General features: G+C 67.4%; 20 protein-coding genes. 6 read left to right on the top strand and 14 right to left on the bottom strand.

All coding sequences use genetic code 11. The annotated features are described in order from the left end of the window. Nucleotides 1–2: 2 nt before the first annotated feature. Nucleotides 3–1,259: a helix-turn-helix domain-containing protein gene (locus tag HWX03_RS19900; RefSeq protein WP_244132693.1), complete on the bottom strand. Its 1,257-nt coding sequence runs from the start codon at nt 1,257–1,259 to the stop codon at nt 3–5. Nucleotides 1,260–1,677: 418 nt separating this feature from the next. On the opposite strand from HWX03_RS19900, the gene HWX03_RS19895 reads away from it, so the two are divergent. Beyond that, nucleotides 1,678–4,437: a LuxR C-terminal-related transcriptional regulator gene (locus HWX03_RS19895; protein WP_175872381.1), complete on the top strand. Its 2,760-nt coding sequence runs from the start codon at nt 1,678–1,680 to the stop codon at nt 4,435–4,437. A 13-nt stretch (nt 4,438–4,450) separates the two neighbouring features. Here the strand turns inward: HWX03_RS19895 and phaZ are convergent, their stop codons facing one another. The 9 genes from phaZ to HWX03_RS19850 form a co-directional block, all read right to left on the bottom strand. Then, nucleotides 4,451–5,356, bottom strand: coding sequence for a poly(3-hydroxyalkanoate) depolymerase (gene phaZ, locus HWX03_RS19890; RefSeq protein WP_175872380.1), 906 nt, complete (start codon nt 5,354–5,356; stop codon nt 4,451–4,453). After that, nucleotides 5,343–5,780 carry a phasin family protein gene (locus HWX03_RS19885; protein WP_174430868.1) on the bottom strand — a complete coding sequence of 146 codons (438 nt, stop codon included), beginning with the start codon at nt 5,778–5,780 and terminating at the stop codon, nt 5,343–5,345. Before HWX03_RS19885 ends, phaZ begins: the two co-directional genes overlap by 14 nt. Before the next feature lie 61 nt (nt 5,781–5,841). Continuing rightward, nucleotides 5,842–7,545 (bottom strand): alpha/beta fold hydrolase, encoded by a 1,704-nt coding sequence (locus HWX03_RS19880; protein WP_175872379.1) that lies wholly within the window; start codon nt 7,543–7,545, stop codon nt 5,842–5,844. 47 nt (nt 7,546–7,592) lie between these two features. Continuing rightward, entirely contained in the window at nt 7,593–8,057 is a 465-nt protein-coding gene (locus HWX03_RS19875; RefSeq protein WP_175872378.1) for a MaoC family dehydratase, read from the bottom strand. A gap of 20 nt (nt 8,058–8,077) precedes the next feature. Further along, entirely contained in the window at nt 8,078–9,721 is a 1,644-nt protein-coding gene (locus HWX03_RS19870) for a fatty acid--CoA ligase (protein WP_175872377.1), read from the bottom strand. A gap of 470 nt (nt 9,722–10,191) precedes the next feature. Further along, entirely contained in the window at nt 10,192–10,410 is a 219-nt protein-coding gene (locus HWX03_RS19865; protein ID WP_011547630.1) for a YXWGXW repeat-containing protein, read from the bottom strand. Between the two features lie 61 nt (nt 10,411–10,471). Then, nucleotides 10,472–11,635, bottom strand: coding sequence for a DUF1501 domain-containing protein (locus tag HWX03_RS19860; RefSeq protein WP_175872376.1), 1,164 nt, complete (start codon nt 11,633–11,635; stop codon nt 10,472–10,474). A gap of 2 nt (nt 11,636–11,637) precedes the next feature. Next, entirely contained in the window at nt 11,638–13,032 is a 1,395-nt protein-coding gene (locus HWX03_RS19855) for a DUF1800 domain-containing protein (RefSeq protein WP_175872375.1), read from the bottom strand. Between the two features lie 266 nt (nt 13,033–13,298). Next, a complete protein-coding gene (locus HWX03_RS19850; RefSeq protein ID WP_175872374.1) occupies nt 13,299–13,736 on the bottom strand; it encodes an Rrf2 family transcriptional regulator in 438 nt (145 codons plus the stop codon). An 82-nt stretch (nt 13,737–13,818) separates the two neighbouring features. Between HWX03_RS19850 and HWX03_RS19845 the strand changes: the two genes are divergently transcribed. Next, nucleotides 13,819–14,793 carry an alpha/beta hydrolase gene (locus HWX03_RS19845; RefSeq protein WP_174430875.1) on the top strand — a complete coding sequence of 325 codons (975 nt, stop codon included), beginning with the start codon at nt 13,819–13,821 and terminating at the stop codon, nt 14,791–14,793. A 240-nt stretch (nt 14,794–15,033) separates the two neighbouring features. After that, nucleotides 15,034–15,222: a hypothetical protein gene (locus tag HWX03_RS19840; protein WP_174430876.1), complete on the top strand. Its 189-nt coding sequence runs from the start codon at nt 15,034–15,036 to the stop codon at nt 15,220–15,222. A 276-nt stretch (nt 15,223–15,498) separates the two neighbouring features. On the opposite strand, the gene HWX03_RS19835 is transcribed toward HWX03_RS19840, so the two are convergent. From HWX03_RS19835 to HWX03_RS19820, 4 genes are all read right to left on the bottom strand, one after another. Continuing rightward, on the bottom strand, nt 15,499–16,002 hold the full coding sequence (locus HWX03_RS19835; RefSeq protein WP_175872373.1) for a periplasmic heavy metal sensor: 504 nt from the start codon (nt 16,000–16,002) through the stop codon (nt 15,499–15,501). After that, nucleotides 15,999–16,418 carry a hypothetical protein gene (locus HWX03_RS19830; RefSeq protein WP_175872372.1) on the bottom strand — a complete coding sequence of 140 codons (420 nt, stop codon included), beginning with the start codon at nt 16,416–16,418 and terminating at the stop codon, nt 15,999–16,001. Before HWX03_RS19830 ends, HWX03_RS19835 begins: the two co-directional genes overlap by 4 nt. Continuing rightward, nucleotides 16,415–17,209 carry an RNA polymerase sigma factor gene (locus HWX03_RS19825; protein ID WP_175872371.1) on the bottom strand — a complete coding sequence of 265 codons (795 nt, stop codon included), beginning with the start codon at nt 17,207–17,209 and terminating at the stop codon, nt 16,415–16,417. Before HWX03_RS19825 ends, HWX03_RS19830 begins: the two co-directional genes overlap by 4 nt. Nucleotides 17,210–17,435: 226 nt before the next feature. Next, a complete protein-coding gene (locus tag HWX03_RS19820; RefSeq protein WP_175872370.1) occupies nt 17,436–17,735 on the bottom strand; it encodes a YXWGXW repeat-containing protein in 300 nt (99 codons plus the stop codon). A gap of 323 nt (nt 17,736–18,058) precedes the next feature. On the opposite strand from HWX03_RS19820, the gene HWX03_RS19815 reads away from it, so the two are divergent. The 3 genes from HWX03_RS19815 to yddG all read left to right on the top strand — a co-directional run bounded on the left by HWX03_RS19815 (nt 18,059) and on the right by yddG (nt 21,258). Then, entirely contained in the window at nt 18,059–19,744 is a 1,686-nt protein-coding gene (locus tag HWX03_RS19815; RefSeq protein WP_175872369.1) for a metallophosphoesterase family protein, read from the top strand. Nucleotides 19,745–19,844: 100 nt separating this feature from the next. Then, nucleotides 19,845–20,132 carry a hypothetical protein gene (locus tag HWX03_RS19810; protein WP_175872368.1) on the top strand — a complete coding sequence of 96 codons (288 nt, stop codon included), beginning with the start codon at nt 19,845–19,847 and terminating at the stop codon, nt 20,130–20,132. 184 nt (nt 20,133–20,316) lie between these two features. Then, nucleotides 20,317–21,258 (top strand): aromatic amino acid DMT transporter YddG, encoded by a 942-nt coding sequence (gene yddG, locus HWX03_RS19805; protein ID WP_175872367.1) that lies wholly within the window; start codon nt 20,317–20,319, stop codon nt 21,256–21,258. The last annotated feature ends 15 nt before the right edge of the window (nt 21,259–21,273 follow it).

Raw genomic sequence — 21,273 nt, 5'->3', positions numbered from 1 at the left:
GATTAGCGATTAGCGATCAGCGAGCGGCCCGCGCGGCGCAGCTTCAGCGCGACGTCGAGCCGCGCGACCCACGACACGTCGTCGAAGCTCGCGCCGAGCAGCGCCTCGATGCGCTCGATCCGGTAGCTCAGCGTGTTGGCGTGAATCGCGAGCGCGCCGGCCGTCTTGCCGAGACGCTGTCCATGTTCGAAGTAGGTTTCGAGCGTGACCAGCAGCTCAGGGTCCGGCGACAGCTGTTCGAGCAGCGAGACCAGATAGCGCCGCACGTTGTCGGCCCGGCGCGCGCCCTCCTCGATCGAGATCGATGCGTACGGACGTACCCTGTCGCGTCCGTCGTTCGCCGCCGCATCGAGCGCCTTCATCGTCTCCTCGACCGACGCGGCCCAACCCGCAGGCCCGTCGTTCATGAGGCCGATACCGATCCGGCGAATCTGCGGCAGCGCAGCAGCGAGCGTGCGCGCACGCTCGGTCGTCAGCCGGTCGCTGCGGCAGATCGAATCGCCATGCACGCACGGGGTCCACAGGATCAGCCGGCCGCGATGCCACGCGCGCACCAGACTGTCGGGCACCGTGTCGAGGTGCCGCGCCGCCGCGAGCGCGATGCGCTCGCATGCTTCGCCGCGCTCGGCGGGCGCATGCTCGCCAAGATCCACATCGATCGCCAGCGCGATGTGCGGCACCGCGAAATCCAGGCCGAGCGCCTCCGCGGTCGCATGGAATCCCTCGACGTCGCCCGGCGAGTGAAACACGATGCTGTACAGCTGATGCAGCAGCGATTCGCGCCAGCGCGCCTGCTGATACTGCTCGGCCAGATAGGTCTGGACGATGGTCTGCGCGACCACGTCGAAGTAGTCGAACAGATAGGGCGATACGCTGTACAGGAGTTCGTCCGCGATCGCGCGGTCGTCCTCGCCGAGGCCGATATAGGTGCGCCAGATCTCCCGCATCCCGATGCGCAGCGCCTGCAGCGTGGATTGCAGCGGCACGCGCTGGTGCACGCGGCGGCGGCCGATTTCCTGGAACGCGCCAACGTCCTGCAGGGACGGCGGCGCGCCGTCCAGCAGCGTGCGAAACCAGACGGTCGCCGACATCGCGATCGATTCGAATACGTCACGGGTCGCAGCCGGCGCCAGCGACTGATGCCCGTCGAGGGTGGCGAGCGTTTCATACGCGCGTTCGACGACCGGCGAAAGATCCGCCGCAAGCGTCGTCGTCCGTTCGCGCAGACGGTCGCTGATGCGGGGTACGTTGTTCAACACGACTTGTCCTCCCGGCTCGCGCATGCGGTCTGCTTTTTTGACACGCCGAACGCGAATAGGGTTGATCCGACCGGAATGCAACGCATTTCCGGCGCCTGTCGATACGACCGTCCCGATTCGATGCAGCGGCGCATCGTGGTTGTGCACGGCAACACGAACGACGGCCGTTTCACCCCACCTCACGCCCCACGATTGGGCGTATGATTTTGCCCATGACGCAGCCCTACACCGTCGCGCCCGGCAACGTGCCCCGGGCAGTCGCGGTCAGGCGGGTCATACCGTTGGCCGGCCGCGCGCCGATCGCCTCGACAGACTGCATGGTGCCGCTGCGCGGCCCCGCCGCGTATCCCTCGTTCGGGGGAGCACCCGCGCGTCGATGGGGGGCAGCCAACGGCAACCTGATCGCCCGGAGCCGCCGATGCTCGTCGCCGATGCCACGCTCGCCAAGCGGCCGCCGCCGCTGCTGCTCGCGACCAAGGTGCTTCCACCGCGCCTGCCGGCCGATCTGATCGACCGGCCGCGGCTCGTCGAGCTCGCCGAACAGGCCGAGAGCAAGCGGCTCACCGTGATCCAGGCACCGGCCGGTTTCGGCAAGACCTCGCTCGCCCGCCTCTGGCTCGATCGCCTGCACGCGCACGGCGCGCTCACCGGCTGGCTGTCGCTCGACATCGGCGACGACGAACCGGCCCGCTTCTTCCACTATTTCACGCAGGCACTGCAGCAAGCGTGCGGCGACATCGGCATCGCCGCGGCCTGCCTGTCCGCCGACGCGTCGCTGGTGCCGCCCGACGCGATCGTGTCGACGCTGATCAACGAGCTGGTCGACGTCGACGACGAGCTGTATCTGTTCATCGACGACTATCACCTGATCGGCATGCCGACGATCCACGCGGGCGTCGCGTATTTCATCGAGCATGCGCCGTCGCAGGTGCATGTCGTGATCTGCACGCGCACCGAGCCCGCACTGCCGCTCGGGCGGCTCAGGGCGCACAACGAGCTGCTGGAGATCGACGCGGCCGAACTGCGCTTCAGCTTCGACGAGACGCAGTCGTTCGTCCGGCGCGAATGCCCGGACATCCTCGTCGATTCGACCGTCAAGTCGCTGTTCGTCAGCACCGAAGGGTGGGCAGCCGCGTTGCGGATCGCCGCGTCGGTGCTCAAGCGTGGCGGCGCGCCGGGCAACGACACTGCCTGCATGCCGTCGGGCGCGTCGCGACCGTTCGCGGCCTACCTCGAAGGGATGCTCGAACGGTTGCCGGCAGACCTCGTCGACTTCATGCTGCGCACGTCGGTGCTCGACCGGCTGAGCGCGCCGCTATGCGAAGCCGTGACGGGCGTCGCGACGAGCCGGCGGATGCTCGACACGATCGTCGCACGGCAACTGCTGCTCCAGCCGCTCGATCAGGATAGCCAATGGTTCCGCTATCACCCGCTGATGGCCGAATACCTGCGGCAGCGGCTGTCGGCGCAGTGCGGCGACGCGGTGGCCGCCCTGCATCGTCGCGCATCGCATTGGTACGCGCAGCAATCGCTGTGGACCGATGCGGTCACGCACGCGCTCGCGGCCGGCGCTCGCGACGAGGCCGTCGCGCTGATGGCGCACTGTGCGATGACGCTCGTGATGCGCGGCGACCTGTTGACGCTGCTCGGCTGGCAACGCCAGTTCCCCGCCGACCTGATGAAAGGCCAGGTCCGCGTGTCGCTGGCGATCGCCTGGGGCATGGCGCTCGCGATGCGTTTCGACGACGCGCTGGCGATGCTCGACACGATCGAACGCACGCCGGATGCCGATGCCGATGCCGATGCCGATGCCGACAACATCCGCCACGAATGCCAGGCGATCCGCTCGGTCGTCGCGGCGCTGCGGGACGATCCGCGCCGCGCCTTCGCGCTGGCGCAGCCGTGCCTCGACCGTGCGTCGGACGATACATGGACCACCAACGTCGTGTCGAACGTCGTGCGCTTCGGCTACTGGAAGGCCGGCAACCTCGAGGCGCTGTACGCGACGCCATGGATTCCGCATTCCGGCGACGACGACCGCCGCAACGTGTTCGCGTCGGTCTACCGGCTGTCGCTGCTCGGCCATGCGGAACTGCAGCAGATGCATTTCGATCTGGCCGAGCGCTACTTCTCCGAAGCGATCCAGCTCGGCAACCGGCATGGCGGTCCGCAGTCGATTTCGGTCGCGATCTGTGCGCCGATGCTCGGGCAAATCCGTTACGAACAGGGTCGACTCGACGAGGCGCATGCGCTCGTCATCGACCTGATGCCCGTGATCGACGTCGCCGTGCTGCTCGACAGCGTGCTGATCGCGTACAAGCTGCTGATCCGCATCGCGGCCTCCGTTGCGGATTACCGTTACGCGCATGCGCTGCTCGATCGCGCGCAAGCGCTCGCCCACGCGCGCGGATGGCCGCGCCTGACTGCCGCGGCGCTCGTCGAGCGCACGCGGCTTCACATCGCGGAAGGCCGGCTGACCGAGGCTGCCGCGTGCGTCATGCAGCTCGACCGGCTCGCCGACGGCGACGGCGTCGCGCCGGCCGATGCGTCGCTCGAAATCGACACGTATCGCGCGCTGGCCACGGCCTGCGTCGCGATGGCCCGCAACGACCTGCAGCGCGCGGTCGACGCGCTGAACGACGGCCTGCGCTGCGCGTCGCTGCGGCACAGCGACTATCTGGCGCTGCGCCTGAAAACCGTGCTCGCGCTGGTCCGGCTGCGCGGCGGCGAACGCACATCGGCGATCGATACGTTCCGCGACGTGCTCGAGATCGCGGCCCCGGCCGGCATCTACCGCTCGATCGTCGATCAGGGGCCGGAGATCGGCCAGTTGCTGCAAGCCGTACGCGACCAGACGCGCGCGTCCACGCAGACCAAGGACCTGCTCGCGTACATCGAGCGCCTGCTCGACGGCTGCCGCGCGCAGTACCGGCCGGGCACCCAGCCGGCCCGCGCCGCCGGGCGCGACATGCTGAGCGTGCGCGAACGAGACATCGTCGAACTGATCGCACGCGGCCAGTCGAACAAGGAGATCGCCCGCACGCTCGGCATCGCGCCCGAAACCGTGAAGTCGCACATCAAGAGTCTTTTCGTGAAACTCGACGTGGACAAGCGCGCCCGGGCGGTTGCGGTCGCGCAATCGCTCGGGCTGCTCGGGACGCAGGGGCTGGACAGCTGAGCGGCCCAATGCGTCAGTCGGTTTCCTTCCGAAGAAAGCGCTTCACCATCGGCGCCACTTCGTTGGCTCGCGCGACCAGGAACAGATGGCCGTCGTCGATCACATGAAACTCCGAACGGCGAATCCGCGCGGCCATGAACCGCGCGTTCACGAGCGGCACGATCGGATCGTCGTTGCCGTGCAGCACGAGCGTCGGCTGGCGCAGTGCATGAAGCCACGGCAGGCTCGACCATCCGGTCGCCGCGAGCAGCTGGTATAGGTAGCCGCGCCCGCGCGGCGGCTGGATGTGCCGCCCGTGTTCCGCGAGCAGTTCCGGATCGCGCCGGTACACGCCACCGTAGAGATCCGCGCCGATCCGGCGCAGATAGCCGGGGTCCGTATAGCGGCGCGGCCCCGCCAGCTTCGCGAGCACCGACGGCCGGCCCGGCACCATCACGACGCCCGGCGACGTCGCCGCGAGCACGAGCCGCCGGCAGCGCACCGGATAGAGCCGCGCGAACTGCTGCGCGAGCGCCCCGCCCCACGACACGCCGAGCACGTCGACCGGCCCGTCGTGGCCGAGGCACGCGAGCAGCCGGTCGGCGAGCACGCTGAGCGTCGAGAAGCGGTACGGGACGAGCGGCGTCGGCGAGCCGCCGACGCCCGGCACGTCGAACGCGATCACACGCACGTCGTCCAGGGCGTCGACGAACGATTCGAGCAGTTCCAGGTTCGCGCCGATGCCGTTGAAGATCAGCAACGGCGGCGACGCGTCGCTGCCCGATTTCACGCCGACGCGCAGCACCTGGCCGTTCACGTCGATCGTGCGGATCACGAAGCCGCCGCCGGCCGCCCGGGCGTCGGCCGCGCCTGGCGCGACCGCCAAGGCAGCCGCGCGGTCCGGCGGCACGTCGTCGCCCGCCGCATCAGCGCCCTGCATCGCCGCCCTTCGGCTTCAGGAGCGCCTTCAGCTCCTCGATGTGTTCGCCCGCGCGCTTCGTGATGACGGCCATGCTCTCGGACTGCGCACGGTAGGCCGTATCCGCGAGGTCCTGCATGTCGGCCAGCGCCTTGTGCAATGCGGTTTGCACCAGTTCGCTCGTGTTCGCGCCCGGCTTCGCGCCCGACGTCGCAACCTGCTCGGCCAGCGCTTGCAGGCTCGCGAGCGTCGAGCGCAGGATTTCGGCCTGCTTCTGCCCGAGCGTCTGCGCACCCGCGAGCGCCGCCGTATTCGCGGCGGCCAGCGCCTCGATGTCCTTGCGGCGCGCTTCCATCACCGCGCCGACATCGATGCCGGGCAGCTTGAACTGGGTGAGCATCTTCGTGTATTCCGCAAACAGGTTGCCAGGATTGGTCGGTTCCATCGTCAAATCTCCCTCAAAAAAACGGATAAAAAATGCGGCCGTCGGACGGCCGGCGGTTGCGTCATGCCTCGACGACATAGGTCCCCGGCGCCTCGACGCCGGACGGAAAGGCTTCGCTGCCGAGCGAGGCCGGCGCGTCGCGCCGCTCGCCAGAGCGTGCGGCCAGCCAGTCGCGCCAGTCGCTCCACCACGAATCCTTCTCCGCGCGCGCGTCGGTCAGCCAGGTATCGGCACTGGCCGGCAGCGCAGGGTTGATGAAATACTTCGCCTTCGGATTGCCCGGCGGGTTGATGAGGCTCTGGATGTGCCCGCTCGAACTCAGCACGAACCGCGTATCGCCGCCGAACGTCCGGGCCGTGTTGTAGACGCCCTTCCAGGGCGTGATGTGATCGGTGATGCCCGCCACCACGTACTTGTCGCACGTCACCTCCGACAGGTCGATCGGCGTGCCGAGCACGCTCAGCGCACGCGGCTTGCTGAACAGGTTGCCGGCGAAGATGTCGAGCAGTTCGCCATGCAGCTTCGCGGGCAGGCGCGTCGTGTCGTTGTTCCAGTATAGGATGTCGAATGCCGGTGGCGTCTTGCCGAGCAGGTAGTTGTTGACCCAGTAGTTCCACACGAGATCGTTCGGCCGCATCCACGCGAACACGCGCCCCATCTCCTCCCCGGCCAGCACGCCGCGCGCGACGCTGCTCTGCTTGGCCGCCGCGATCGCCTCGGGCGTCGCGAACAGGCCGAGCTGCGAATCGGCCGTGTTGTCGAGCACGGCCACCATCAGCGTCGTCGCGTTCACCGTCTTCTCGCCGCGGCACGCGAGGTGGCCGAGCAGCGCCGAGATCGTCATCGCGCCGGAACACGCGCCGTGCAGGTTCACGTCGTCGCTGCCCGTGATGTCGCGCACGGCGTCGATCGCCTCGAGCAGCGCACGCACATAAGTATCGAGATCCCAGTCGCCGTGCTCGGCGGTCGGATTGCGCCAGCTCACCGCGAACACCTGGAATTCCTGCTTCACGAGGTAATCGACGATGCTCTTGCCTTCCGACAGGTCGAACACGTAGAACTTGTTGATCTGCGGCGGCACGATGAGTTGCGGGCGGCTGTAGACCTGCGCGGTTGCCGGTGCGTACTGGATCAGCTCCAGCACCTCATTGCGGAACACCACCACGCCCGGCGACGTGCCAAGATTCCGGCCGACCTCGAATGCCGTCTTGTCCACCTGCGCGGGCATGCCCCGGTTGCCGAGCAAGTCGGCGACGAGGTTCTTCGCGCCGCCGACCAGGCTCGCGCCGCCCGACTCGACGATCTTCTTCAGCGCGGCCGGATTACCCAGCAGCGTGTTGGTCGGCGACATCGCGTCGGCAAACAGCGACAGCACGAATTGCGCACGCTCCTTGCTCTTCGGATCGAGCGCGGAACGGTCGACGAAGCCCGTGAACGCATCGCGCCACGCGAAGTAGCCCTGCATCGTCATCCGGTACAGCGCGTTGTCGTGCCATGCCGGATCGGCGAAGCGACGATCGCCTTGCGGCGGTTCGATATCGGCCGTGCCGAACAGCACGCGCGTCATCTCGCGGGCGAGCACGGTCTCCTGCCGGGCGACCAGTGACGGCTGCCGCATCGCCTGCGCGACGAGTTGCTGCACGGTGGCCAGGATGTCGCGCGGCCGCAGCCCGACGAACGGGTTCGGGCCCAGCATGCCGTCCGCCGCGGCGGACGCGATTTCGTCCGCGGACGCGGTACGGGCCGGTTGTTCGGTGGTTGTCATTTCTCTGTTCCTCGATTCGGGTATTCGGGTAGCCGGTGCGTGCTTCGTCACGCGACCAGCAGCGCGAGGGTTTCGGCGACTAGCGCCGGCGTGTCCGCGCCTTCGACCTGCAGTTCGTTCATCGCCTTGATCAGCACGCGGCCGCCGGCCTTCTTCACGACCGACACCAGCGTCACGCGATTGCGCACGCGCGCGCCCGCCTTCACCGGCGTCATGAAGCGCACCTTGTCGAGTCCGTAGTTCAGTCCGGCGGATGCGTCCTCCGGAATCAGGCCGACCTCGATCGCAAGCGCGGCCAGCAGCGACAACGTCAGATAGCCGTGCGCGATCGTGCCGCCGAACGGGCTTTCGCGTTTCGCGCGCTCGATGTCGACGTGAATCCATTGACGATCGCCCGTGCACGCGGCGAACGCGTCGATGCGCGCCTGGTCGACGAGAACCCAGTCCGACACGCCAAGCTCGCGGCCCACGAAATCGTCGATGCTGGCAATGCGGTATTCGGTGATGCTCATGTTCTGCTCCTTGCAACCATTCATGCGAATTGGGCGCGCAGCGCCTTCTTGTCGATCTTCCCGACACTCGTCTTGTCGATCACGTCGACGAAGCGGACGGCCTTCGGCACCGCGTACTTCGAGATACGTCCGGTCGCGCTGAAGCCCGTCACATGCGAGCGGATGCCTTCTTCGCTGACCGTGAAGCCGGCCTTGCGCACCACGACCGCCACTGGCCGCTCACCCCATTTGTCGTCGCGCACACCGATCACCGCGACTTCGGCGACGCCCGGATACAGCGAAATCAGGTTCTCGATCTCGAGCGACGAGATCCATTCGCCGCCCGACTTGATCACGTCCTTGATGCGGTCGGTGATCTGCAGCGCGCCGGACGGATCGACGTTGCCGACGTCCTGCGTATGCAGATAGCCACCCGCCCAGAGCGTTTCGGATGCCTCAGGATTGTTCAGATAGCTCTGCGTGAGCCACGGCGCGCGCGCGACGATCTCGCCATACGCCTGGCCGTCCTGCGGCTGGTCGTCCATGTCGTCGTCGACGATCCGCAGGTCGACGAGCGGCACGGGCCAGCCCGCCTGGCAGCGCAGACGCACCTGTTCGTCGGCGGCGAGCTGCTCCGCGCCCGGCGGCAATTGCGCGAGGCTCAGCACGGGGCAGGTCTCCGACATCCCGTAGCCCGCGAAGATGTCGATGCCGTGCGCGAGCGCGGTGCGCGCCAGCCCTTGCGGCAACGCGCCGCCGCCGATCACGATCTTCCAGCGGCCGAGATCGGCCGTCGCGGCCGCATCGCAACCGAGCAGCATGTGCAGGATCGTGGCAACGCAGTGCGAGAACGTGACGCCCTCGTCCTGCACGAGCTTCACGATGCGCTCGGGCACATAGCGGCCCGGATACACCTGCTTCACGCCAAGTACCGTCGCGACGTAAGGCATTCCCCACGCGTGCACATGGAACATCGGCGTGAGCGGCATGTAGACGTCGCCGCGATGGAAACGCTGGCCCGATGCCGGGCTCGACAACGCCGCCATCATCGCGAGCGTGTGCAACACGAGCTGGCGGTGCGAGAAATGCACGCCCTTCGGCAAGCCGGTCGTGCCGGTCGTGTAGAACGTCGTCGCCCGCGTGTTCTCGTCGAAATCGGGAAACGCATAATCGACCGGGCTCGCCGCGAGCATCGTCTCGTATTCGTCGCCGAACGGAATCGCATGCGTGCAGGGTTCGCTGCCCGGCTCGTCGATCAGGACGAAGGCGCGAACGCTCGTCAGCCGATCACGGATCGCATCGACGACCGGCAGAAAATCGGCATGCACGAGCAGGACGTCCGCGCCGGCATGATCGATCGTGTACGCGATCTCGTCCTGCGACAGCCGCACGTTCACCGTCTGCAGTACGGCGCCCATCATCGGCACCGCGAAATAGCACTCGAGATAGCGATGGCTGTCCCAGTCCATCACCGCGACAGTGTCGCCGTGCCGTACGCCGGCGCGAGCCAGCGCGTTCGCGAGGCGGCCGATCCGTTCGCGAAGCGCCGCATAGCTGATCCGCAGATCGCCCCGATAGACGATCTCCTGATCGGCGGCTTGCTTGAACGGCGTATGCAGCAACTGCTTGATCAGCAGCGGGTAGGCGTAGGCCGACGATGCCGGTGCCCATGTGTCGTCCTGCATTGACCTCTCCTTGAGTCTGTAAAGGAATGTCGGGCTGTCACAAGGGGTTGAGCGCTGGGTTGAGCGCGTATCGCGTGAGTGGCATCCCGGTGACGTCATGTTCGCGCCGCACGGGTGCGCAAACCATCCCCTGAACGGGGGCCCCCCTCCCTAAGGCGGCAGGCATTCAAGCGCGGCATTGCGCTTCGAATTCGTCAGGAGAATGGAATGTCGCGAACGGCGGCCGGCGGGGCGGCTGCGTCAGGCCCACGATGGTTTCCGGGTGGGGCGGTCGGGAGGGGAACGGGGATCGGTCAGGCGATGCCGATTGTCGTTTCGGCGACATGTCCGCATCGCGGCAGCGCGGGGACGGGCAAGCCACGTCGCGTAATAGCGAGCAGCCAGCGAACACGCGCGCCCGTCGTCATGCCAGGTATCGGGCAGCGTGCGCCGCCGTCATCCAGCGCGCGCACCGTGAAAGGCGTTCCGGATCAGTACACGCCGACCCAATGCCCGGGCACCCATGCCCAGTGATTGCCGGCCCACCGGTAATGCCCCTTCGCCCAGCGATAGCCGGGCGCGGGCGGCGGCGGCGCCACCTCGACGACGGGCGCCGGCTGCGGCGGCCGCACGGGTTCGACCACGCACGCGGACATCAGCACGGCACTCGCGCTCACCAGCACGGCGAGCGAAACGGATCGGATCTTCATCATCTCGAGTTCTCCCTGTTGTGTAATCGGTTGGCGGGGACGAACGCACGCATGTGCCGCGTCACGCGGCCCCGCGAATCAGGCCCGTCATCGGCCGCGTCGCGCCGCTTTCCGCGAACAGCGCAGCCGCGGTGCGGCGGGGATCGAGCCGCAGGCTGTCGGCGGCCGCGCCCGCGATCAGCGCGTCGAGCGACGCAGTCGGCTTCAGGTCGCGCCCTTCGTACAGGTCGCCCGGCCGCAACCCCGGCCAGTCGGCGATCACGCGGCCGCCGGCGACCGCGCCGCCCGCAAGCATCGCGACCGACGCCTGCCCGTGATCGGTGCCGCCCGTGCCGTTCACCGCGGCCGTGCGGCCGAACTCGGTCGCGACCAGCACCGTGGTCTGCTGCCACGCAGGCCCGAGGCCATCGCGCAGCGCGGCGAGCATCGTGTCGAGCGCCTTCAGCTGATTCGCGAGCCGCGCGTTCTGCGCGCTGTGCGTATCCCAGCCGCCCGTCTCGATCATCGCGATCCGCGGGCCGTCGTCGCGCGCGAGAAACGTCGCGGCAAGCTTGCCGACGCCGGCCGGGTCCTGCCGGGCATGCGCATCGCCGGCGAGGCCGCGTGCTTCCATCGCCGATTGCCACAACGGGCCGAGTTGCGCGTCGGCTTCGTAGAGCGCCGACACGCGCGTGAGCAGATCGTCCGGCGCGGCCGGCAAGCCGGACGGCGCATACGACGCGGCCTGCACCGTGCCGCGCAACGCGAGCGGCACGGTCGGCGCGAACGCGATCGCGCTGTCGCGCGTCGCCGGCAGCAGCGCGGCGAGCCGGTTCAGCCAGCCGTCCCTCACCTGGTACGGCGCACGGCCGCCCGTTTCGAGCACGTTCTGGCCGTCGAAATGCGAGCGGTCGCGATACGGCGACGCAATCGCATGGACGAACAGCGCCTGGCCGTCGCGGTACAACTGCGCGGTCTGCGCGAGCGACGGATGCAGCGCGAACGTACCGTCGAGCCGCGTCGCGGCCGCCGTGTCGATCGCGAGCGGGCCGCGCAGCGACGCATACGCGGGCTCCGCATACGGGACGACGATGTTCAGGCCGTCGGCCGCGCCGCGCTGGATCACGAACACGAAGCGCCGGTCGGTCTCGACGTTCGCGAACACGATCCGCGGCGCGACGAGGATCGCGCCCGCGCCGGCGGCGGCAACGCTCAGGAATTGTCGGCGGGAAAAAGACACGGCCATGGTCATCTCCGTTGGAAATCGGGCGATACGAGCAGCAGCGCGAGCGACGTGGTCGCGCTTTCGGCGCGCGACAGTGCGGTCGCGGTCGGCGCGCTCATCGAACCGGCGAGCAGCGTGTTGCCGAGCGTGCGCGGATCGAGCCGGTCGCCCGTACGCGCGGCCAGACGCTGCGCGATCTCGACGCGGCGCACGAGTGCGTCGGGCGCAGCCCAACTCGCAGCGACGTCGTCGTAGCCGGCCGGCGAGCCCGGCCGCCACACCGGCTGGCCGAGTTGAGCCAGCAGCGGCGCGGCCTTCAGGTCACCGGTGTCGCGCCAGCCGAGCCCGCGCAGCGACGATACGGCCCACTCCCACGGCGTCTTGAACTTGCGGTCGACCGGCGACCACGCGTCGGGCGCATCGACGAGCGCGCGATAGACGGTCGGCAGGTCGCCGCCACTCGCATCGAATGCACGCGCGAGCCGATCGGTCAGCGCGGGCGGCGGCGTGTCGGCGACGAAATGACGGGCGAGCTGAAACGCGATGTGCCGGCCGGTCGCCTCCGAGCGCGCGAGGTCGTGCAGGATCGCGCGCGCCTGCGCTTCGCCCGGTTGATCGTAGGTGCGGCCTATCACCGCGCGCGTGCCTGGTTCGTGCAGATTCGGGCGGAACACGAATGCGCCGGGCGCCGCATCGCCCGGTTGCGGCCCACGCCCGCCGGCGATGCTCCAGCCGGTCAATGCGCGGGCGAACTCCGTCACGTCGGCTTGCGTGTAACCCGTGCGCACGCCGAGCGTATGCAGCTCCATGATTTCGCGTGCGAGGTTCTCGTTGAGCCCGCGCTTCGCCGACGGGTTGCGTGCTTGCGCACGCAGCGCGGCCGGGCTGTCGGGACCGACCGAGCGCGCCTGATCGAGGAACACCTGCATCGCGGGATGCTGCTCGACGGCGACGAGCATGTCCTCGAAACGGCCGAGCACGTGCGGGCGGATCGCGTCGCGTTCGAATGCGCCCGCGTACGCGGCCACCTGCCCCTTGTCGACCGACACCGCGAAATGGTTCGCCCAGAAGTGCACGAGACGCTCGACGAACGGCGCGGGCGTGTTCAGCGCGCTGTTCATGCGCGCGGCGACGGCGCTGCGATATGCGTCGTAGCCGTCGCGGCGGATCGATTGCTCGGTCGCGCGCTTCGCGGCCGCGTCGTCGGACGTCATCGCGTTTCGGGTGTTCGCGAAGCGAGTGGCGAGCGTGACCGCGTCCGGCTCGCCGGCCCATGCGGCGGGCCGTGCGTCGTAGCGGTCGAACTGGGCGAGCAAAGCGGCCTTCGGGTCGGCAGGCGGCGCTTCGTCGGCTCGCGCGCCGAGACCGAAGCGGTTCAGCGCGATCGCGGCCGGTGAGATGTCGTTCGGGTGGTCCATGACGGGCTCTCTTGCGGTGCGTACCCACGTTTAACGCGGGAGCGCCGGGAAATCCGTCGCGGGGATGGCAAATATTTTTGGTTCATCGCGGATTTCCGGGGAACGCGGGGAAGACCGTCGGCACTCGGCCAACAAGCGACGTTGACAGCACACGAACCGACAGCTGCTCGTGGGCTACAAGCCGACACACGTTCATGGCTTAAATCGTTGTCGGCCAGGCGCGTGATGCCTGCCTCCATTGCCGCCCGTTCCGTTGCTCCGCGAGACTATTCATTCGTTTTGCGCGGCTTTGACGAAACCACGTCATGCGCGATCTCGGAGAGTCGCCGTTTGCCAAGCGATTCAAGCAACAAGGTTTCTGCCGAACCCAACGTCTCGCTGATGTGGCGATTTACGGCCGCCTCCACCGGGCAAGAGCGATTGTCGTCGGCTAACCCAATCACAAACGGCGCGGTGTGTCCAATGGCTTGGTAGACATCTCTCGCCGTCAGGTCTTCGAGGTCACAGGCGAGCACCCATCCACCGCCTGGACCACCGGTCGACTTAACAAACCCCGATTCGCGTAACGACGCCATCGTTCGGCGAACAAAGGCCGCATTCGTGTGCAGCATTTGCGCAATCGTCTCTGAAGTTGTTGCGCCTCCGCGAAGATGCATGTGGATGAGGATGTGCAGAAGTCGAGCCAGTCGGGTATCGCGTTGCATAAGTGGAAACTTGATAATTCGTAACTTTTGATGTTACGCTATATTCAGATTGCTGCGTGCGACCACCTTTCCGGAACAGCCCATGACCGCATACCGTCAAACCTTTATTGAAGCAAACGGAATTCGCTTACACGTGGCTGAACAAGGCGACGGCCCATTGGTGCTTCTTTGTCACGGCTTTCCCGAGACTTCGCATGCCTGGCGCCATCAACTGGCGGCACTTGCGCAAGCCGGCTTTCACGCGATAGCACCGGATCTGCGTGGTTACGGATCAAGCGAGTGTCCAACGGCAATTGAACAGTACACAACATTGGACGTTGTCGGTGACCTGGTAGCGCTCGTTGATATTCTTGGAGAACGCAACGCAGTTGTTGTCGGGAACGATTGGGGCGCAACCATCGCCTGGCAAGCCGCGCTGCTTCGCCCTGACCGCTTTCGCGCTGTCGCCGCGCTCGGAATACCAATGATGGGCCGCGCGCCGATGGCGCCGAGCCGGCTTTTCCCGCAGACTGACCAAGCGTGGTTCTACACGCATTATTTCTCCGAACCCGGGTTGGCCGAAAGCGAATTCGAGCGTGACGTTAGGGCCACGTTGCGCAAGATCTATTTTTCTGCATCAGGCGACGTCGGAATCCGTGACGCGAACACGCCCAATCCATTCGGACTAGTGCCCCGCAGTGACGGGCTCCTCGACTCTCTGATTGATCCACCTTTGTTACCTGCGTGGCTCGCACCCACCGACCTCGACCAGTTTGTCCGAGCATTCAGCATTTCTGGATTTCGCGGTGGATTGAATTACTATCGCAACCTCGACCGCAATTGGGAAGTGCAATCGGCTTTCGAGGGCCTGCTCGTCAAGGTTCCCTCCCTGTACCTTGTCGGCGAGCGAGACACAGGTCTGGCAATGCCAGGCATGCAGGAAATTATTGGCGGCATGCCTCAGATCGTGCCCAAGCTGTCAGCCTCTCGAGTCGTTCCGCAAGCAGGGCATTGGCTGCAACAGGAGGCGCCCGATTTCGTCAACGCGGCATTGATTGAGTTTCTCCGCGAGCTTTGATGTACACCGTCAAGCGTCTATCGCTGAGCGCGTCCTTTGGCGCGCGCCGAATGACCTTCGGCCTAACTGCGATCACGGAGGATGACGAATTGTCGAGAGCGGGATTCGCCAATCCGGTTTACTCGGCAATTGCCTGACGTTCGTCGCAGGCTTGACGGCGGCTCGATTCGACTGCCGGGGTTGCATACGAAATCGTGGAAGCTAGACTGGAAATTCCCCATGCATTCCATGGAGGGAGGCATGACGACCATCTATGTCGTGAAAACCGGTGAGCAGTTCCTCTGCACCGGTGAAGATGGCGACATCGGCATTGCACCGGTGATTGAAGACGCCATGTCCTTTCTGTCGTATGAGGAAGCGAAAAAAGCGGCGAACGAGAACGCCGACCCCGGATACGAAATCGTGGCCGTCAACATCACCGGCCGCTGACGCGGAGTTCGTTGCTGGGCGCTCGGTGACGGAGGGTACTCGCAATTTTGCTCGCTCCATGCGATAGGGTGTCCGGTTGGCCGCGTCCGAAATCATCTGCGAACAGGCTACGTTGCACATCGAGATTCGCACGATGTGGCCCACTGAATACCGCCACAGTGCGGGCGTCACGGCCTCGCGCGCGCCGCGAGCATGATGCGGCGTTGTCTCGGTTCGGCCAGAAGCGGCCACTCGGAAATACCCAGTCGAGCGACCGCGTATCGCCCCGCCCGATGTTTACTGACTCGCCGGCGCGTCCGGCTTCTTCTGCAGCCTCGGCGGCAAACGCCAGTTGCCGCTATGCTGCAACCCGTCGACGAACTTCGCGCGCTCGTCGGGCGTCAGCGTCGCCGCGAAATCGACGACGCTGCGCTCGACCTGCGCCCGCATCGCGGTGTCGGCCGCGCGCGTGCGGTCGAGCGCCGCATCGATCGCCGCACGATCGAGTTGCGGCGCGGCGAGCAGGTCGAGCACGGTGATCCGACCGTCGCGCCCTTCCCGCGCGAAATCGCGGCTGCTCTTGCGCGCCGCCTTCAGCGCGGCGGCGAACTCGCGCTGCCGCGCATCGGGCAATTCATCCGCCGCGAAACGCAACGCGGTGCGCGATGCGGAGGTGCCGGCCGCAGGCAGGTCACGGTGGGTCGAGAACCATTGATAGGCGCCGCCCCCAATCGCGCCGAGCATGAACACGTTCAGCACGACCGAGCCGACCAGCGTGAATTTCCAGCCGCGTCCGGTCATTCGTCACTCCCGTCCACGCTCGGACCGCCGAACGTCGTCGTCAGATAGCCCGGCTCGTGCTGCGCCGGCGGCGCACTGCCGAGCATCAGCATCGACACGGCCACCGCCCCCGCGAGCGCGCCGGCCAGGCCGACGCCCGCGAACGCCGCGCCCGACCACCATACGGCGCCGCGCCGGCGTGCGCGCTGCGGCGCGGGCGCCGTCGCGACGATGCGCTCGACGAGCGCGGGCGCGGGCGGCGCGACCGTGTCGCATGCGAGCCACGCATCGAGGTCGGCCGCATCGTCGAGCGCCAGCAGCGCTTCGCGCGGGTTCGCGTGCGCCCACGCCTCGGCGGCCGCGCGCTCGCCGGCCGGCCAGCGTCGCGCGTCCGAGCCGTACGCGGCGACGATGGTACGAAATCGTTCGGGTGTCATCGCTTGTCCTCGCTAGGTGGGTCGCCGGCCAGTTGCGCGCGCAGGTTCCGCCGCGCACGGGCGAGCAGGCTTTCCAGCGCATCGACGGTGATGCCCATCAGGTTGGCCGCTTCCACATTCGACATTTCCTGATAGTACTGGAGCACCAGCGCTTCCCGCTGCCTCGGCGGCAACGCGGCCAGCGCCTGCCGCACGCGCGCGTCGCGCGAACGCAGCTCCGCATGCGCGGCCGGCTCCGGTTGCGTGTCGGGCACGTCGGGCAGCGTGTCGACGGGCTCCTCGCGCCGCCCGCGCAACCGGTCGTAGCACAGGTTCAGCACGACGCGATGCAGCCACGTGTCGAAGCGGGCTTCGCCTTCGCGCCAGCGCGGCGCCTGGTTCCAGATTCGCAAGAACGTCTCCTGCGCGACGTCCTCGGCTTCGTTCCGGTCGCCGAGCATGCGCGTTGCCAATGCGAGCAGCCGCGGCAGCTTGCGCGCGACGAGCACGCGTACCGCCGACGCATCGCGCGCGCCGACGCGCGCGACGAGTTCCGCGTCCGGATCGCGGTCGCCGCGATCGTTCAACGCCGCCTGCTCCGTCGCGCGGCGCGCGAGCGCCGCACTGTCACGGCAGAGGGACCCGCCGCCCGGCTGAAGCTCATCGTCGTGCTCTCCTTGCATGCGTCGGGCCATCGCCGGACGGCGCCACGCCGACGGTTCCGACGGTTCGGCATCGCCGCGCGCGTCGCGCCCGGCATCGCACACGGCGTCGGCCGTGTCGGTTTCATCGACATCCGGTTCGCGCCGCATGTCGATCCTGTCGGCCGGCCGCGCGACCGTCGGCCGGCGCGCTCAATATACGACGACCGGCGCGGGCCGGTAATACACCGGACGGGCCGGCACCACGACGCAGCCGGCCAGCACGATGGCTGCGACCGCCAGTATCACGATGGTTCGAAAAGGCATCGCTTCGACTCATGATGTTGCGTGAAAAATCCGCTGCGCCGGCACCGCGAGCCGCGCGCCGGCGTATACGTCAGGCCCAGTGGCCCGGCACCCAGCGCCAGGCCGGGCCGCGCGCGGCCCAGTGTCCGGGCACCCAGTGGTAACCGACGCGCACGATCTGCCAGTGGCCCGGAATCCATACGTAGCGGCCCTGCCGCCAGTGCCAGTGCCCCTGATCCCATACGTAACCCGCACGGGGCGCCGGCATCACTTCGACGCGCGGCGGCGGCGGCGCGTATGGCGCGACGATGACGGCCTGCGCGAATATGGCCGACGTCGCGAGCGCAGCCATGCAGCCGGCGGCCAATCGCAATGGAACAGAAAGTTTCATGAAAGACTCCGAAATAACGGGCATCGACCGGAAGCGATCGTTCATGCGTTAAACGGAGCCCGCGGGAGCAATCCGTCGCGGCGTCGGCAAATAAATTTTCGGTGGACCTACCCTGCGTCGGAGCAGGCCGGAGGCGCGCGACACGCGATCGTACGTATCGGCCGCCGCGCACACGGGGTTGCGGGACTGTCACAACGCGGCAAAACTGCCCTTCGACAATGCATGCGACCGGGATCCCGCTCGTTTCCGGCCCATGCCCCGGCCATGCTCGCGCATGGCCGCGCGGTTCCGCATCTCGCGCCCCATCAACGAAAACACCGACCATGTCGAACCAGGACACTCTCCCTGACCAGCCGAACGAGCCGGCCGCCTCCGTGTCGCGTCGCGGCTTCCTGAAACTCGCCGGCGTCTCCGGCCTCGCCACCGCCGCCGGCGGGCTCGCGGCCGCACGTGCCGCCGCGTCGAATCCGGACGGCACGCCCGAGCAGGTTCACCTGACGTGGGGCAACGACCCGAGGTCCGAAGTCGTGATCTCGTGGGCATCGCTCGCCCCGGCCGTCAATCCGCGCGCGCGCATCGTCGCCGACGGCGAGCCAGCGCGCACCGTGCACGGCGTCCAGCGCCTGTACACCGACGGCCTGAACGGCGAAACCGTGTTCGCGTACCACGCGCGCGTGCACGGGCTGAAGCCGGATACGCGCTACCGCTACGAGATCACCGCCGACAACGACAGCAATGCCGCGCAGCCGTTCTCCGCGAATTTCTCGACCGCCCCGCGCGGCCGGGCGCCGTTTCGTTTCACGAGCTACGGCGATCTCGCGACGCCGAACGGCGCGTGGGTGCTGTCGTCGCCGCAGAGTCGCTTCGCGGTGCAGGCCGTCGAGCAGTTCCAGCCGCTCTTTCACCTGCTGAACGGCGACCTCTGCTACGCGAACCTGAACCCCGCGCACCAGCCGGAGGTGTGGCGCGATTTCGGCAACAACAACCAGACGTCGGCCGCGAATCGCCCGTGGATGCCGTGCCCCGGCAATCACGAGATCGAATTCAACAACGGACCGCAGGGGCTCGACTCGTACCTTGCACGCTATACGCTGCCGGAGAACGGCACGCATTTCCCGGGCCGCTGGTACAGCTTCCGCGTGAGCTCCGTGCTGTTCGTGTCGCTCGACGCCGACGACGTCGTGTACCAGGATGCCGCCGCGTTCGTCGGCGGCCCTGCGCCGCTCGTGCCGGCCGCGAGCACCGGCCGGCCGCCGATCGAGCCCGGCACGTCGTTCTATGTCCGCGGCTACAGCAACGGCGAGCAGACGCGCTGGCTCGAACGCACGCTGCGTCATGCCGCGCATGACGACGACATCGACTGGATCGTCGTGCAGATGCACCAGGACGCGCTGAGTTCGTCGAAGACGGGCAACGGGTCCGACAAGGGCATTCGCGAAGCGTGGCTGCCGCTGTTCGACCGTTACGGCGTCGATCTCGTGCTGTGCGGCCACGATCACGACTACGAGCGCAGCTACCCGGTGCGCGGCTGCAATCACCGCGCGGGCGTCGATGCGAAAACCGGCGAAGTGGTCGAGACGCTGCAGCCGCGTCCAGTGGGCTCGAACGACCCGGACCGCACCAGGTTCGACACGAGCCACGGCACGATCCACCTGATCCTCGGCGGCGGCGGCACCAGCGCGCCGCTCGACGTGTACGGCGAAAACCCGTCGACCGGCTTTGCGCAGGCGAAGGTGTTCACCAAGCCGAACCGGCCGGTACCGGGCACCGCGCCGAACACGTTCGTGCGCCAGCCGGCCGATGCGCTCGAGGACGCGATCTGGTCCGCGCGCCGCGATACGGGCACCGGCTACGGGATCGCGGTGTTCGACCACGATCCGGGCAAGCCGGGCGGCCACACGACGATCACGATGCGCTACTACCACGCGCCGGGCGCCGATCAGCACCCGACCGCGCAGTACGAACTGTTCGAGACGATCGAGCTGAGCAAGAAGCGGCACGAGCGGTGATCGATGCATCAGGCGCCCGCTGCGGTGGGCGCCTGATGCGTTACCGTCGACGGACGGGAGGCGCGGCGCGCGTTAGACTGCCCGCTTCGCACACCGCCCCATGCAGATGAGTTTCGAATACCGCATTCACACGCCCCCTTCGGCCGACGCATTCGACGCCATCGCGAATGTCCTGCGGCAAGCGCATGGCGACATCGACGTCGATCCACACGAACGGCGGCTTGAAATTCGCGACGCGGCCGGCGGCTGGCCGCTGATCGATCTATCGATCGAAGAAGGCGGTTTCCTCCTTGTCACCACGCTCGACCCGACGCGGCAGGCGATGCTCGACGCGATCGGGCACGCGCTGTCGGGAATCGGCGCACCGTGGCGTATCGACGACGCGTGATCGTCTCGCGCGACCGAATCGATCGTACATGCCAGTCCGGCTGCATCGCGGCAACGGCCGCGCCCCCGTAAAATGCGCGTTTCCGGCGAAATCTTCGCTTCGTATCGTGGCTCGCGATGACGGCACGTGCGAGCCGACCCGAATCATCCGAAATCGAATGGGCATGTTGAAACAGGCAGCAAGCATGAAACGCAAGAACAAGGCAACGCTCGTCGGGCTCGGCGCGGTGCTGTTATGGGCCTCGGTGGTCGCGCTCGTGCGCGGGGTCAGCGAAAGCCTCGGCGCGACCGGCGGCGCGGCGATGATCTATACGGTGGCGTCCGTGCTTCTGCTGTTTTCGATCGGCTTCCCCGACCTGAGCCGATTCCCGAAAAACTATCTGCTGTGGGGCGGGCTGCTGTTCGTGTCGTACGAACTGTGCCTGGCGCTGTCGATCGGCTATGCGAGCAATGGTCAGCAAGCGATCGAAGTCGCGATGGTCAACTATCTGTGGCCGAGCCTCACACTCATCGCCGCCATCGTGTTCAACAAGCAGCGCGCGAACCTGCTGGTCGTGCCCGGCGTCCTGCTGTCGATGCTCGGCATCTGCTGGGTGCTCGGCGGCGACCAGGGGCTCGATCCGGCCGGCATGCTGCGCAACGTCGAGGACAATCCGCTCAGCTACGGCCTGGCGTTCTTCGGCGCGCTGATCTGGACCGCCTATTGCACGGTGACCGCGCGCATCGCCAACGGCAAGAACGGCGTCACGCCGTTCTTCATGCTGGTCGCCGCGGTGCTCTGGATCAAGTTCGCGATCGAAGGCGGCGGCGGCATGACGTTCAGTTTTCACGCGGTCCTGTATCTCGTGCTGGCGGCATCGGCGCTGGGGTTCGGCTATGCGGCCTGGAACACCGGCATCATGCACGGCAACGTGACGGTCATCGTCGGCGCATCGTACTTCACGCCGGTGCTCGCCGCCGCCTTCGCCGCCACGCTGCTGCATGCGCCGCTGTCGGCCGAATTCTGGCAAGGCGCGTCGATGGTGTGCGGCGGCTCGATCCTGTGCTGGCTCGCGACGCGCAGCCGCCGTGACAAGGCCACGCCCGTGCCGATCGGCAAGGAGGCCGAGGGCAATTGCCACGGGTGACGATGGCCGGTGCCG

The sequence above is a fragment of the Burkholderia sp. BCC0397 genome (assembly GCF_902832865.1).
GTDB lineage: Bacteria > Pseudomonadota > Gammaproteobacteria > Burkholderiales > Burkholderiaceae > Burkholderia.
This window is presented reverse-complemented; position numbering and strand designations above follow the sequence as displayed.